This is a genomic window from Vibrio sp. B1REV9, from assembly GCF_905175395.2.
GTDB lineage: Bacteria > Pseudomonadota > Gammaproteobacteria > Enterobacterales > Vibrionaceae > Vibrio > Vibrio alfacsensis.
Genome location: NZ_CAJIMW020000221.1, coordinates 783691 through 799590 on the forward strand (window position 1 = coordinate 783691; position 15900 = coordinate 799590).

The window sequence follows — 15900 nt, forward strand, 5'->3', positions numbered from 1 at the left end:
GCAAGACTAGTGTAGCGGAATGCCATCTTAGAGAAAACAAAAAGGGGCATCTCTGCCCCTTTTTCAATCAATATCAGACAGTTTCTGTTAACTGCGTGCTAGGTAGTTTGCCTTACCAACCCATTTGTAGCTGGTTAACTCTTCTAAGCCCATTGGGCCGCGTGCATGCAGTTTCTGAGTTGATACAGCAACTTCAGCACCTAAGCCGAATTGAGCACCATCAGTAAAGCGTGTTGCCGCATTCACGTAAACCGCAGCAGAGCCCACTGAATTGATGAATAACTCTGAGTTCACCAAACTATTTGTCATGATCGCATCAGAATGGCTCGCATTGTGCACTCGCATATGGTCAATGGCTTCTTTTACGTCAGCAACCACTTTAACGCCCAAGGTGTAGCTTAACCATTCCGTATCAAAGTCGCCCTCTACCGCATCACGAATTTGTTTTGCTTGTGCCATCAGCGCTTTCGCTTTTGGCTCAGCAACAAAGGTCACCGTATCGTTCATGCGTTCGACGATCATTGGTAGGAACTGTGCAGCGACTTGTTCGTGTACAAGCAAAGTGTCTAGAGAGTTACACGCAGATGGGCGCTGAACCTTTGAGTTCTCAACCACGTTAAGAGACTTCTCTAGATCGGCAGATTCATCCACGAAAATATGGCTAATACCAAAGCCGCCAATGATGACTGGAATGGTGCTGTTCTCTTTACACATTTTGTGTAGTCCAGCACCACCACGTGGAATGATCATATCGACGTAGTCGTCTAGCTTAAGCAGTTGAGAAACCAACTCGCGGTCTGGCTTCTCAATGTACTGGACTGATGCCGCTGGCAAGTTCGCTTTTGCTAACGCAGATTGGATCACTTTCACCAATTCCATGTTAGAGAAGAAGGTCTCTTTACCACCACGTAGGATGCTTGCGTTACCCGTTTTCAAACACAACGCAGCGATATCAATCGTCACGTTCGGGCGCGCTTCGTAAATCACACCGACGACACCAAGTGGTACACGGCGACGAGACAGAGACATGCCGTTTTCTAGCACTTTACTGTCAATTTCACTGCCCACAGGGTCGTTTAGGCTAATCACATTGCGAACATCATTCGCGATACCAGTTAGACGCTCTTCATTCAATAGGAGACGGTCCAGTAGTGCATCGGTTAGACCTGCTTCACGGCCCAGTTCAATGTCTTTTGCATTTGCAGCCAAAATGGTTGCTGCGTTTGCTTCTAGCTCATCAGCGATGATCGCTAGCGCTTGGTTTTTCTGTGCGGTTGACGCTGTCGCCAATTCAAAAGCTGCATCTTTTGCAGCTTTACCCATATTCGTTAAACCCACTTTGTTACCCTCAATTCTTATTCTTGAATGACAACAAGATCATCACGATGAATGACTTCTGAGCCGTAATCGTGACCCAAAATAGAGATGATATCTTTACTGTGTTTGCCTGCAATTTTTGCTAGGTCTTCATTTGAGTAAGCGCTAATGCCACGAGCAACCAATTTTCCGTGAGCGTTAGTCACACGTACCACTTCGCCTCGGGCAAAATCACCACTAACCGCCACGACGCCTTTCGCAAGCAAACTACTGCCTTTGCCAACGACCGCGTTAACCGCACCGTCATCAATGATGATATCCCCCGTTGCAGCTGGACCAGCAAGGATCCAACGCTTACGGTTTTCTAGTGCTTCAGAGCAAGGTAGGAAACGCGTGCCTTGCGGCTCTGAACTTAATGAATCAAAGATAACATTCGGTGCGCTACCTGCTGCGATGATCACTTCAATCCCCGCGCGACGTGCAATATCAGCCGCTTGGAGTTTAGTTGCCATACCGCCAGTGCCTAGCGTTGTCCCGCTACCACCTGCAATTTTACGCAACGTATCATCGATGGTTTTTACTTCTTTGATAAGTTCAGCATTTGGGTCTTTACGCGGGTCAGCGGTAAACAAACCTTTTTGGTCCGTTAGAAGCAACAATTTGTCTGCACCACATAGAATACCCACTAACGCAGATAAATTGTCGTTGTCACCCACTTTAATTTCATTGGTTGCCACGGCATCATTTTCATTCACGATCGGAATGATATCGTTCGCGACCAACGCATTAATGGTGTCACGAGCATTAAGGAAACGCTCACGATCATCCAAATCGGCGCGTGTCAGCAGCATTTGACCAATTTTGATGCCATAAATACCAAACAGAGACTCCCATGTCTGAATCAAACGGCTCTGACCGACCGCGGCAAGTAACTGCTTACTTGACATCGCATTGGGCAGTGCGGGGTATCCAAGATGCTCACGGCCTGCTGCAATTGCACCAGACGAAACCATTACTACTGAATGGCCTTGTTTTTTAAGCTCCGCACATTGACGAGCCAGCTCTACCATGTGAGCACGGTTTAACGCCAAAGTGCCGCCGGTCAGCACACTTGTACCTAGTTTCACAACGACGGTTTGAGGTTGTGAAACAACTGCATTCTGTTGATTCGTTGTCATGATGTCTTCTGATATGAAAAACAAATAAAGAGTGGATGTTTTAGCAATCAAATGGGGATTTAACAAGCAGAAAAGGTGCGAAAACGCACCTTTTTGTATTACGGGAGGAGAAAAGCGTCAAATTAGGCGAAATCAAACGATTCCGTGTGATATTCCACGTCCAGTTTAAAATGCTCTTCCAATGTATCCACCAACTTTTGGTGGAACGTATTCTGAGTAAGGTACACTTCTTCCACCACCTTTTTCGGCAATGCCTCGGATACCCACTCTCCCTCTTTATTGTATTTACCTATGTGGTATTTCGCCGTAAAGCCGCCATCGGTGGACTCCAAATCCATCCACCAGCCCCAAAACTCACGTTTTTCAGGCGACTTTTTGTCGTCTACGCAAACAGACAAACAATCGAAATAATAGCGCCCCTCTTGTGATTGAGGCTCCCGAAGGTATGGCCCCACCGCCTTTAACTTAGACATTAAGCGAAAGTGAGTTGGGCCCTGACTTGTCTCTGACATAAGAATCTCCGTTTCTATTGTAAGGATAGCTTCTACCCAAGAATGATTATTTCTAGTTATCATGAGCTTAATTTTTGCTCACTATTACCACTCTTCACTAATTTAAACGGTTTGTCATCTCAATAATTCGTCTTCTAACCACTTTATGGCTAAATCGAGGGATTGCTCATACCCTTTTGTAATTGTCTTTGAGCTGATTTTCTTTGCTTGTCCATACTGACTAAACAGGGCGACGAGCTGATTATCACTGTGAGGCGAAACTGGATCACCCTCAAGGCTCAAAGCAAGGACGGGTACTTTCGTTTTACGACTACTTAAAAAACCCTGTACTTTCAATGACCAAGCCATCATTTGCCCTGCCATACTATTTATGTCGACCGCATTTTTACCGATACGAGACGCCAATAAATCGAGATACATCTTTGGCATCATTTGCAGTTTTTTAGGCGACGTAAAAATATCGTGCACGGGTGCGCCCAATGCCACACAGGCTTTAATTTTCTCTTGTTCAACAAAAGACAGGCGAATCATAGCGTTGCCACCAAAACGAAAACCGATCAACCCCACTTTGTGATGATCGACCCAAGGCAGCGAGTACAGTTCATTCAACACGGCTTGGTGTAAACAACTGGAGTTTTCAGTCAGTGGCCAGTGAGAACTATGACCAATTGAGGGCATGTCCACCGTTAACATCGCAATATCTTTTGGTGCGAGATGGTTGCGGAATAAACGCCACATGTCAGTTTGCAAGCTATCTAAACCAGCACTAACCATCACAACCGGTAGTTGTTTATCTGTGCGTGGCAGGTGCAAATTTGCAATGATCTTCCGCCCTTGATATGGAACCTCAATCCGTTTGATGGTGTATTTTGTTTTCTCTGCCCCCTCTGAATAAGCCTTATTCGCCAACACTTGCGCCTGCAAAGCTAAGTTATCGTTTTTCAGATGTGGGTAACCCGCAATACTAAAACACAACGAAGCAGAGAACAGTTCATCAGCGGCATCTTCACCACCTAACTCTTCCGCTCGACGCTGATGCTCCATTCCTAGTTTTATCCACTCAAATGTCCAGTTGCCACTGTGATATCCCATCACCGTGTCTAGCCATTGGTCATGGGTACGTGAATGCGTTGAGGAGGCAATCTTCGACAGTACGCCCTCCATTTCTATAGGAGACAAGCCCTGCCATGCCCACTGTAAGCGTCTTAAGTGTCGATACCAAGCGTGCTCTTTATGCTCTTCTCGTTCATCAAGAAGTTTTTGACTGCTAGGCATGTACTGAGTAAGTGCGGACGTTTCTTTGGCCTGCTTGTGATTGACAAACAGCGCTTCGGAAAGATTTTTACTGACGTCTTCGGACATAGAAAGATCTCTAAATATGAGCAATAACTGTAATCATAATAAAAAAAATGCCCCTATAAAGGGGCATTTCTCAAGAATCTTAGTTTCGGATTACTTTTGCTTGCGGTTTACTGGCTCAGCATATTGGATAGACATATCCCATGGTTGCTCAATCCAAGTATCTTGAGCGATGTCTACAACGTAGTCATCCAGCAACTCTTTACCCGATGGTTTTGCACATACCGCGATAAGTTTCGCTTTCGGGTACATTTCACGCAATTTACGTGCAGTATCACCACTGTCTACTAGGTCTTCAATGATTAGGTAACCTTCACCATCACCCTCAGGTGCTTTCAGTACGGTCATATCACGTTGATGATCGTGATCGTAGCTTGAGATACAAATCGTATCAACATAACGAATACCTAGCTCACGAGCCAAAATAGCACCAGGAACCAAACCACCACGGCTCACCGCCCAAATACCTTTCCATTGCTCAGCTGGCATTTGTTTTCAGCCAGTTCACGGCAGTAAGACTGCATCGCATCCCAAGTGATAATGAATTTTTTACTCATTGTAATAACCTAATAATTTCAAAATATGCATACCCGTAATTTAGCTTGGCATGCTGAATAAACACATCAAGCTAAACTTTCCACACCAAAGGAAATCGGGGTTTCAAGCTGCGCAAACGATTATTCTACCGAAACACTCCATTAATACCAACGCTGATATCAAAATTCTCTGCATATCGCAGAGAAAAATCGAGTTTGATGAACAATACAAAAAGAAAGCGAATGAATTTTAAAGAAAACACGAAAATGCAAAAAGCCAGTATGAGATCCTCATACTGGCTTCATCACAAACCGGATTAACCTACGATGTACTTCACAATGAAGATAGCAGACATAATCCAAACACTCATCGACACCTCACGACCTTTACCACTAAACAATTTAATAGCAGCGTAAGCGATAAAGCCTAAAGTAATGCCCTCTGCGATAGAGAAAGTCAGTGGCATAACCAAACAGGTCACAACAACTGGAGCCGCTTCTGTTAAGTCACGCCAATCAATGCCAACAAGACCAGAAAGCATCAAAATAGCGACATAGAATAGCGCACCCGATGTTGCGTAAGCTGGAATCATACCTGCAAGTGGAGAAAACAGCAGAGCTAGAATAAATAATACGCCAACAACAACCGCGGTTAGACCGGTACGACCACCCGCTGCCACACCAGACACACTTTCAATGTAAGACGTCGTGTTTGATGTACCTAACAGAGCACCAACTGATGTCGCCGTTGAGTCAGCAAGTAGTGCTTTGCTTAGACGAGGAATGTTTCCTTTTTCATCAGTTAGACCTGCTTTTTGAGAAACACCAACCAAAGTGCCAGCAGTATCGAAAAGGTCAACGAATAGGAATGCGAACACAACCGAGATCATGCCAACTTCAAATAGACCAGAAAAATCTAATTGCATAAACGTTGGAGCCAAGCTTGGTGGCGTCGACATGATGCCGCCCCATTGCACATCACCAAAGATTAAACCTAATACTGTCACCCCAAGGATTGCGATCATCACCGCGCCTTTTACACCTCGGTGAACAAGCGCAATCGTCAAGAAGAAACCAATAGCAGCAAACACGGCTTGATGTGATGTGATGTTGCCCATAGAAACCAACGTCGCTGGGTTATCGACCACTATGCCGGCATTTTTAAGTGCGATAAAAGCAAGGAAAAGACCGATACCTGCTGAAATACCTGTGCGAAGTGACAGCGGGATAGAATTAATGATCAGCTCTCGGATCTTAAATACGCTTAGAGCAACGAAAAGCAAGCCCGAAACAAATACTGCAGCGAGTGCCACTTGCCACGTGTAACCCATGCCCAACACAACAGAGTAAGTGAAGAAAGCATTGAGTCCCATACCAGGTGCTTGGGCAATTGGATAGTTAGCCACTAAACCCATGATAAAACAGCCAATTGCCGCTGCAAGACACGTCGCAACGAACACAGCGCCACGATCCATACCTGCATCCGCTAGGATAGCTGGGTTTACAAAGATAATGTAAGCCATGGTAAGGAAGGTGGTAACACCAGCGATGATCTCAGTGCGCACATTGGTGCCGTTTTCACTAAGTTTAAAAAGCCTTTCGAGCATGAGTTAATCCTGTAAAAGGTGAAAAGTAAACGGTTGCGTAATCGATTGGCCGGAATTATAAAGTTATCAAATAACAAATTCCAGATAGAATTTTCACTCTAATACGATTTTTTTATTTAGATATGAAACTCATCTGCTAGTAATTGACACCCATGATGGTTATAAAGCTTGATAAACAACGAGTAACAGAATCGTATTCGGCTCATTAGGATGAGTGCAAACTGAACAATGTAATAAACTTTCAAGCCGAATACGGCGAGTTTATGTCTTAAATACTCCAGAATTTGCGTCACACCGAAGAGTGTCAGTGTCATGGTCGCAGAAGATAGGCTTGGTGGTGAGAAAATAATCGACAAGAAAAACCGACAGATAAAAAAAACGCCACTCAAATTGAGTGGCGGCGAATCATGTCAGCACTATTACTGAAAAAAAATTCCAATTTATAGGGGTGAACAAACTGTTCAAGTCACATGCGTTGGTTGCAATTAGTAACCAAAGCTTGTTGGGTATACAAAGTTACCGGTGTAAACAGATTTGTTTGTCCAGAACATTGCACTTGGTAAACCTTTCATAAATATCACCTTCTAAATCAATTAACACTTTCGTTGATTTTCTCGGTTCCATGGAGGCGATAAACGGACTCATCCTTTGAGCATTTCATTCTTCTTTTTGGAAGCTGGTTATAAATATACCACTTAGAAATTTAATTACAACCATTTTAGTGAGAAAGATCACATAAAAGCAAAAACATGACCAAGATCAAATCACAACTGTAACTAAATTACAGTTTTGTTAATTCAGTTGAGACCTAGTTTCAGTTAATGCATAACTTTAACCATGTTAAGTGACAAAAAATGCAGACATCACAAGTCATTTACGCGAAGCCACGATCAGTCGTTTGGCTTTACCAACGAACCATATAGCGATTTCATGTACTCCACGACTACTCGCTTTACCTTTCTAGTGGTATGCTTGCAGGCAATTCTAAAGCCACAACCGTTCGGCATTTACTGCTAAACGCACATTAAATCTACGGTTTATATGTGGCTAAGTACCTTAAAAGGAGTCTTCCGTGTCTGAATTCCATTCTGAGATCAGTACCTTATCACCTACTCCACTTTGGCAGTTTTTTGATAAGATTTGTTCCATTCCTCATCCGTCAAAACATGAAGAAGCACTAGCTCAATACATCGTTGACTGGGCAACAGCGCAAGGTTTTGATGTACGCCGCGATCCAACTGGCAACGTATTTATTAAAAAACCAGCCACGCCAGGTATGGAAAACAGAAAAGGTGTGGTTCTTCAAGCGCACATTGATATGGTGCCACAAAAGAACGAAGACACTGCTCATGACTTCACTCAAGATCCAATCCAACCTTACATTGATGGTGAATGGGTAACAGCAAAAGGCACGACGCTAGGCGCCGACAACGGTATCGGTATGGCATCATGTCTTGCCGTTCTTGCATCAACAGACATCAAACACGGCCCTATCGAAGTGCTGCTAACCATCGATGAAGAAGCTGGTATGACAGGTGCGTTTGGCCTAGAAGCTGGTTGGTTAGAGGGTGATATTCTACTAAACACCGACTCTGAACAAGAAGGCGAGGTGTATATGGGTTGTGCTGGCGGTATCGATGGCGCAATGACATTCGATATCACTCGTGATGCAATTCCTGCAGGCTTTGTTACTCGCCAACTGACACTAAAAGGTTTGAAAGGTGGTCACTCAGGTTGTGATATTCACACCGGTCGTGGCAACGCAAACAAACTGATCGGCCGCTTCCTAGCTGGCCATGCTCAAGAACTTGATCTTCGCTTGATTGAATTCCGTGGCGGTAGTCTACGTAATGCTATTCCACGTGAAGCATTCATCACTGTTGCGCTTCCAGCAGAAAACCAAGAAAAACTGGCTGAGCTCTTTAACTACTACTCTGAGCTACTAAAAGCAGAACTTGGGAAAGTTGAAACGGATATCGTCACCTTCAATGAAGACATCGTTACTGATGCACAAGTGTTTGCTATTGCCGATCAACAACGTTTCATCGCAGCATTAAACGCATGTCCAAATGGCGTAATGCGTATGAGTGACGAAATTGAAGGTGTGGTTGAAACTTCTCTAAACGTTGGTGTTATCACGACAGAAGAGAACAAAGTAACAGTATTGTGCCTGATCCGTTCACTTATCGATTCTGGTCGTAGCCAAGTTGAGGGGATGCTTCAATCAGTGGCTGAACTAGCTGGCGCTCAAATCGCGTTCTCTGGCGCTTACCCAGGTTGGAAACCTGATGCAGATTCAGAAATCATGGCGATCTTCCGTGATATGTACGAAGGTATCTACGGTCACAAGCCAAACATCATGGTTATCCACGCAGGCCTTGAGTGTGGTCTATTCAAAGAACCTTACCCGAACATGGACATGGTTTCTTTCGGTCCAACCATCAAATTCCCTCACTCTCCAGATGAGAAAGTGAAAATTGATACCGTTCAACTATTCTGGGACCAAATGGTTGCACTACTCGCTGCCATTCCTGAAAAAGCGTAATCCTGATCAGATACGACAAATACGAAAAAGGGTGCCGAGGCACCCTTTTTTATTGCGAGCTTGCTATTAAAAGCACTTCACAAATTATGCACGAGTTTGCGCGTATGCCGCTAGCTCATCCATAGAAGTCTTAGCAACGACTTCACCATCGATGTAGTAAGTTACAAACTCACCATCACGAACACCCATTAGCGTCGCTTTCTCACCGTTGTTGTAAGTGATGTCCATCTGAACTGTATTTTCATCAAGCTGCTGCATTTGGCCTTGCTCGATAACACGGTTATTGGTTAGTGGACCAATAGGCGCTGTCGTTAGAGACTTATCTAACTGGTGGTTTACATCGATGTATGTATCCATCTTTGTATCAAAAATGTGTGGCTTACCGTTCAGTGGGTTCTTACCTGTCCAAAACTCTAGCGAGTTAAACACAATGTAGTCAGCCGCAACCGAAACACCGTAAATTGGAGCCATTAGCATGTTTAGGCCACCACGAGCGTAACGGTTGTCTACAGCTTTTAGGTTAAAGCCCATAACGTAACCCGTTACTGCGTTGCTGCCTACACAGCCTGAAAGTGACACTGCTACTGCAGTCATCGCACCAATTTTAGCGATCGCCTTTTTCATCAAAGCCTCTGTTTCTATATAAAATACTAGGTCAAAAATTCGGCGCGGATATTAGCCGATATAACTCGGGGAGAAAAGACACATTTTTAGTAAAAAACGAGCCGTATTATTTTTGACACCAAAACATTCATCAAACGCATTCATCGCGAATGGATTATAGTTTTTTATATATTAAAAATTAGATAGTTACGCATAATAACTAATAGATAGGCTACATCTGATGAATATTTAATCTTATCGAACAAATATATTTGTCGTAACCTTAAGTAGAATGATTAGTGTGATTTTGAACCAGTTGTTACATTGTTGATAACGTATTTGACAGAGATGGTTTATGGCCAGAAGTAAAAAAAGCAAAGTATTTGAGCTACTCGGGCATCAAGTACAACCAGGACAACGACTAGAGACAGAATTTGAAGCAGCACAGCTTTACACTCACTCTCCGCTGTCTATTCCTGTGGAAATCATTCACGGCAAACAAGCCGGTCCCGTTTTAATGGTGAACGCGGCAATCCATGGTGATGAGCTTAATGGCGTAGAAATTGTTCGTCAGATGATCAACCAACTCGACCCACAGAAACTAAAAGGAACAGTGATCGCTGTGCCTATCGTCAACGTGTTTGGCTTTATCCATAAGTCTCGATACTTGCCAGACCGTCGTGATTTAAACCGTTGTTTCCCTGGTAGTGAGAAAGGTGCACTTGCATCTCGCATGGCACATGGTTTCTTTAACAACATTGCCAAGCGTTGTGATTACATTCTCGACTTGCACACTGGCGCAATTCACCGTACCAACTTACCGCAGATCCGTGCAAACCTAAGCAACCCTGAAACATTGCGCATTGCTAAAGCATTTGCAACGCCAGTGATCGTGGATTCAGCGCTGCGTGATGGCTCCTTACGTAGTGAAGCAGAAAAATGTGATATCCCTGTACTGACGTACGAAGCGGGTGAAGCGTTGCGTTTCGATCCACTGTCGATCACAGCTGGCGTACTAGGTGTTCAGCGCGTAATGCAGGCGATTGGTATGCTACGTGCGAGCCGTAAAAAGCTTCCAGAGCCGATCATCGCGAAATCAACCAGTTGGGTTCGTGCTTCAGGTAATGGTATTTTACGTACCGTGGTGAACTTGGGTGATAAGGTTGAAGAGGGTGAAACACTCGCTTACATCAGCTCACCGCTTGGCCATGATGAACTTGAGCTACTAGCACCTAAAGGCGGTATCGTGATTGGTCAGCAGACGCTGCCTTTGGTTAACGAAGGGGATGCGATTTTCCATATCGCTTACTTTAAGCAAGACGATGAAATCGTTGAGCAAGCCGTAGAAAGCTACATTGAAGAGTTAACAGAATTTGATGTAGACCAAGTTACGACAGGTCAAATCCCGTTAGACACAAATAATGTGTAAATAACAACAATTGTGTAAATGATGGATAAAACAAAGCCCTGAATCTTCAGGGCTTTTTGTTGCAATTACTCTTCGTCGTCAGAGTCTGCTGCGCGCGCCTTGCGAGCTTCTTCTTTGCGAACTTTTGCCGCTAGTTGCTCTGCTTCACGCTCTTGACGTTGTACCGCTTTGCGCTCGTTACGAACAACTTGGTTTTGGATAAAACCTGCTAGTTCTTGCTCAGCCCAAGCTTGTGCTTTCTCTTCGCTGTCAAAACCAGTTTCACGTTTTGATACAACCACTTTGCGAGAAGTAACTTGGCGAGTGATTTCCGCGCTCCAACCGTTACGTTTTTCAGTTACGCGAATAGCAAATTTTGGATTTTTAGACATTTTTTCAATTCCTAAGGGATTAATCAGGGATTCGGTCAACTTGATAACTCCATCTAAGCTGAGCTGTTTAACACCATCCCTTGGTAAGCGCGGTATTAGAGCATAATTGATTCTGCTTTGCGCGATTTTTTTAAGTCTATCTAAGAATTTTTCATTGTGAAAAACAAAAGCGCAGACCTTTTGATCTGCGCTTTTCATTTTACAAAGATAAACAGTATTAACCGATGTTCTTACGTGCGTTCTGGAACATGCGCATCCAAGCACCGTTCTCGCCCCAACCTTCTGGAGACCATGAGTTCGCTACTGTGCGGAATACACGCTCTGGGTGCGGCATCATAATAGTTACACGACCATCTTGAGTCGTTAGACCTGTGATTGCGTTTGGTGAACCATTCGGGTTGTTCGGGTATTGCTGCGTTGGGTTACCGTGGTTGTCCACGTAACGAACTGCAACCGTACCTGATGCTTCAATCGCCGCTAGGTGGTCAGCATCACGTACTTCTACGCGCCCTTCCCCGTGAGACACTGCGATCGGCATACGAGAACCAGCCATGCCGTCGAAGAATACAGAGTCAGACTTCTGTACTTCAACTAGGCTGAAACGCGCTTCGAAACGCTCAGATTCATTACGAACAAAGCGTGGCCATAGGTCTGCACCTGGGATTAGCTCTTTCAGGTTCGATAGCATCTGACAGCCATTACACACACCTAGAGAGAACGTATCTTCACGCTGGAAGAAGCCCTCGAACTGGTTGCGAGCTTGCTCATTGAACAAGATAGACTTCGCCCAACCTTCACCCGCACCAAGTACGTCACCGTAAGAGAAGCCACCACAAGCGACTAGGCCTTGGTACTCTTCTAGCACAGCTTGACCTGTTAGGATGTCGCTCATGTGGATATCCGTTGCTTCAAAGCCAGCACGGTCAAAGGCTGCTGCCATCTCAACGTGAGAGTTAACGCCTTGCTCACGCAAGATTGCCATCTTAGGCTTAGCGCCAGTATTTACCATAGAACCCGCGATGTACGGTGCTGCGATGTCTTCATTTACATCGAAGCTTAGCTTAACGTTCAAACCTGGGTCAGAGTTGTCTTTCTTCGCCTCATGCTCTTGGTCAGCACATGCTGGGTTATCACGTAGACCTTGCATCTTGTGCGTGGTCTCTGCCCAGATAGTGCGTAGTTCAGTGCGGTTGCGCTCAAGGACTACCTTGTCACCAGAAGTAATCACTAGCTCATCAGATGCTGCCCCACCACCAACTACAGAGCCGATAACGTGTGAACATGCTTCTAGGCCATTCGCTGCTAGCGTTGAAAGTACCGCGTCTAGGTCATCGTTTTTAACTTGTAGCACCGCACCCAACTCTTCGTTGAATAATGCTGCTAACGTGTCTTCGCCAAGGTCTGCGATGTCTGCTTTCACACCACAGTGACCAGCAAATGCCATCTCAGCAAGCGTTACAAACAGACCGCCATCGCCTTTATCGTGGTAAGCCACTACTTGGCCGTTCGCTACAAGAGTTTGAACACCCTCGTAGAAACCTTTTAGCTGTGCTGCGTTGTCTACGTCTGCTGGCTTATCACCAAGCTGCTTGTAAACCTGTGCTAGTGCTGTTGCACCTAGACGGTTTTGACCGTTACCTAAGTCGATAAGAACTAGCGAGGTATCACCTTTGTCAGTGCGAAGCTGAGGCGTGATTGTCTTACGAACATCTTCAACACGAGCAAACGCAGTGATAATTAGAGATAGCGGAGAAGTTACTTCTTTCTGCTCACCGTTCTCTTCCCACTTGGTCTTCATCGACATGGAGTCTTTACCCACAGGGATAGTCAAACCAAGTGCTGGACATAGCTCTTCACCCACCGCTTTCACCGCTTCGTAAAGACCTGCATCTTCACCTGGGTGACCTGCTGGCGACATCCAGTTTGCAGACAGTTTAATGTGTTTGATATCACCGATGTTTGTCGCTGCGATGTTTGTGATTGCTTCACCAACCGCTAGACGAGCCGATGCTCCGAAGTCTAATAGAGCAACTGGTGTACGCTCACCCATCGACATTGCTTCACCGTGGTACGTGTCGTAGCTTGCTGCTGTTACCGCACAGTTGGCAACTGGAACTTGCCACGGACCAACCATTTGGTCACGAGCAACTAGACCTGTCACCGTGCGGTCACCGATAGTGATTAAGAATGTTTTTTCTGCAACCGTTGGAAGACGTAGAACGCGATCTACCGCTTCGTTTAGCTCGATACCGTCACGGTTAACCGCTGGGTTGTTCGCTTTTAGCGTTTTCGCATCACGGTGCATCTTAGGCGTCTTACCTAGAAGCACATCCATTGGCATGTCGATTGGCGTATTGTCGAAGTGTGAATCTTCAAGTTTCAGCTCACGCTCTTCTGTTGCGATACCTACTACTGCGTATGGTGCTCGCTCACGCTTACAGATAGCATCAAATACTGCCATGTTCTCTGGCGCAACTGCCATTACGTAACGCTCTTGAGACTCGTTACACCAGATCTCAAGTGGGCTCATGCCAGGCTCATCGTTTGGTACGTCACGCAGTTGGAAGATACCGCCGCGCTCACCATCATCAACAAGCTCTGGTAGTGCGTTAGAGATACCACCCGCGCCAACATCGTGGATGAACGCGATTGGGTTAGCATCACCAAGTTGCCAACAACGGTCGATCACTTCCTGACAACGACGCTCCATCTCTGGGTTTTCACGCTGTACTGATGCGAAATCTAGATCTTCTGCTGACTGACCAGATGCCATTGAAGAAGCAGCACCACCGCCAAGACCGATGTTCATTGCAGGACCACCCAGTACGATTAGGCTTGCACCGACTGGGATCTCTTTCTTCTGCACGTGCTCGTCACGGATGTTACCCATACCACCAGCAATCATGATTGGCTTGTGGTAACCACGAACCTCTTCACCTGCGTGAGAGTTAACTTTCTCTTCGTAAGTACGGAAGTAACCAAGTAGGTTTGGACGACCAAATTCGTTGTTGAACGCCGCGCCACCAAGTGGGCCTTCTAGCATGATGTCTAGGGCGTTAACGATACGACCCGGCTTACCGAAATCTGTTTCCCATGGCTGTTCAAAACCAGGAATACGTAGGTTAGAGGTTGTGAAACCAACTAGACCCGCTTTTGGCTTACCACCGATACCGGTAGCACCTTCGTCACGGATTTCACCACCAGAACCTGTAGAAGCGCCCGGCCAAGGAGAGATAGCCGTTGGGTGGTTGTGCGTTTCCACCTTCATTAGGATGTGCGCTTTCTCTTGGTTGTAACCGTACTGGCGAGTTTCTGGGTTCGGGAAGAAACGACCAACATCCGAACCTACCATTACTGCTGCGTTATCTTTGTATGCAGACAGTACATTATCAGGCGTGGTTTCGAATGTGTTCTTGATCATCTTGAACAGAGACTTCTCTTGCTTAACGCCGTCGATAGTCCAGTCTGCGTTGAAGATCTTGTGGCGACAGTGCTCTGAGTTCGCCTGTGCAAACATCATAAGTTCAATGTCAGTCGGGTTACGTTCTAGTTTATTTACGAATGCATCGTAAAGGTATTCGATCTCATCATCTGCAAGTGCAAGACCTAGGGTAACGTTTGCGTTTTCAAGCGCAGTACGACCACCGTTTAATAGATCTACGTCTGCCACAGGTGCTGGCTCTGCCGCTTGGAATAACGCATTTGCCGCATCGAAATCAGTAAACGTCACTTCCATCATACGATCATGGATAAGCGCTTTTACGTCTGCAATTTGTGCGTCGTTAAGAGGCGTCGATGTTTCTACGTAGTATGCCGTGCCGCGCTCAAGACGTTTTACTTTGTCTAGGCCGCAATTGATGGCGATATCAGTAGATTTAGAAGACCAAGGCGAAATGGTGCCCGGACGAGGGGTAACAAGAAGTAAAAGACCTTCTGGATCATGCTCTTCGATCGTTGGACCGTAAGTCAGCAATTTTTCCAGTTTTTCCAACTCTTGATCATCAAGGTCAGACTTTAGATCCGCAAAGTGCATGAACTCTGCGTAAATGCCAGTGACAGGCAGATCTTGTTCACGACAAAGTTCCAGTAGTTTATTAACACGAAACTCAGAAAGAGCTGGGGAGCCACGCAAAATTCTCATGTGCTTAGGTCTCTTGTTGCAAGTGATTAAGGTGATATTGGAATAAATTCAGTGGGTTATACTGTTTTCTTCGAAGCTATTCCCGAAGGTTTTTCAAACCTATGCCGATTCCACCTCTTCGTTGCGAGCGCATTATATAGCAATTGTTTTTGTGATGTAACATCAAAAGCAACCGTTTGCGTCATTTTTTTCGTCAAATTTGATTTACGACTTAAATGTCGATAAATCACACAATGTCGCACTCTATCTGCTTGATTCACTTTGCCCCATCGACACGCTTTGATATAAAGGCAACTAGAAAT

10 protein-coding genes and 1 pseudogene are annotated in these 15900 nt (G+C 45.3%); 2 read left to right on the top strand and 9 right to left on the bottom strand.

The window, feature by feature from the left end:
• Positions 1 to 87 precede the first annotated feature (87 nt).
• The 6 genes and pseudogenes from KHN78_RS04055 to KHN78_RS04080 all read right to left on the bottom strand — a co-directional run bounded on the left by KHN78_RS04055 (position 88) and on the right by KHN78_RS04080 (position 6509).
• Positions 88 to 1338, bottom strand: a complete 1251-nt coding sequence (locus KHN78_RS04055) for a glutamate-5-semialdehyde dehydrogenase (protein WP_211919886.1) — start codon at positions 1336 to 1338, stop codon at positions 88 to 90.
• A 17-nt stretch (positions 1339 to 1355) separates the two neighbouring features.
• The gene (proB, locus tag KHN78_RS04060; protein WP_128811478.1) at positions 1356 to 2495 is read right to left on the bottom strand and encodes a glutamate 5-kinase; all 1140 of its coding nucleotides are present in this window, start codon (positions 2493 to 2495) and stop codon (positions 1356 to 1358) included.
• Positions 2496 to 2617: 122 nt separating this feature from the next.
• Entirely contained in the window at positions 2618 to 3007 is a 390-nt protein-coding gene (gene crl / locus KHN78_RS04065; RefSeq protein WP_128811479.1) for a sigma factor-binding protein Crl, read from the bottom strand.
• Between the two features lie 114 nt (positions 3008 to 3121).
• Entirely contained in the window at positions 3122 to 4369 is a 1248-nt protein-coding gene (gene frsA, locus KHN78_RS04070) for an esterase FrsA (RefSeq protein WP_211919887.1), read from the bottom strand.
• Between the two features lie 90 nt (positions 4370 to 4459).
• A pseudogene (gene tet(34), locus KHN78_RS04075) lies at positions 4460 to 4923 on the bottom strand (oxytetracycline resistance phosphoribosyltransferase domain-containing protein Tet(34)).
• 296 nt (positions 4924 to 5219) lie between these two features.
• The gene (locus KHN78_RS04080; RefSeq protein WP_128811482.1) at positions 5220 to 6509 is read right to left on the bottom strand and encodes an NCS2 family permease; all 1290 of its coding nucleotides are present in this window, start codon (positions 6507 to 6509) and stop codon (positions 5220 to 5222) included.
• Between the two features lie 1072 nt (positions 6510 to 7581).
• Between KHN78_RS04080 and KHN78_RS04085 the strand changes: the two genes are divergently transcribed.
• Positions 7582 to 9054, top strand: a complete 1473-nt coding sequence (locus tag KHN78_RS04085) for an aminoacyl-histidine dipeptidase (protein ID WP_211919888.1) — start codon at positions 7582 to 7584, stop codon at positions 9052 to 9054.
• 84 nt (positions 9055 to 9138) lie between these two features.
• On the opposite strand, the gene KHN78_RS04090 is transcribed toward KHN78_RS04085, so the two are convergent.
• Positions 9139 to 9678 (bottom strand): DUF3332 domain-containing protein, encoded by a 540-nt coding sequence (locus KHN78_RS04090; RefSeq protein WP_128811485.1) that lies wholly within the window; start codon positions 9676 to 9678, stop codon positions 9139 to 9141.
• 334 nt (positions 9679 to 10012) lie between these two features.
• Here KHN78_RS04090 and KHN78_RS04095 point away from each other — a divergent pair, with 334 nt between their 5' ends.
• Positions 10013 to 11086 carry a succinylglutamate desuccinylase/aspartoacylase family protein gene (locus KHN78_RS04095; protein WP_128811486.1) on the top strand — a complete coding sequence of 358 codons (1074 nt, stop codon included), beginning with the start codon at positions 10013 to 10015 and terminating at the stop codon, positions 11084 to 11086.
• 65 nt (positions 11087 to 11151) lie between these two features.
• On the opposite strand, the gene KHN78_RS04100 is transcribed toward KHN78_RS04095, so the two are convergent.
• Both KHN78_RS04100 and purL read right to left on the bottom strand, forming a co-directional pair.
• The gene (locus tag KHN78_RS04100; RefSeq protein WP_211919889.1) at positions 11152 to 11457 is read right to left on the bottom strand and encodes a DUF3622 domain-containing protein; all 306 of its coding nucleotides are present in this window, start codon (positions 11455 to 11457) and stop codon (positions 11152 to 11154) included.
• A gap of 217 nt (positions 11458 to 11674) precedes the next feature.
• On the bottom strand, positions 11675 to 15598 hold the full coding sequence (gene purL, locus KHN78_RS04105) for a phosphoribosylformylglycinamidine synthase (protein ID WP_211919890.1): 3924 nt from the start codon (positions 15596 to 15598) through the stop codon (positions 11675 to 11677).
• Positions 15599 to 15900: the final 302 nt, after the last annotated feature.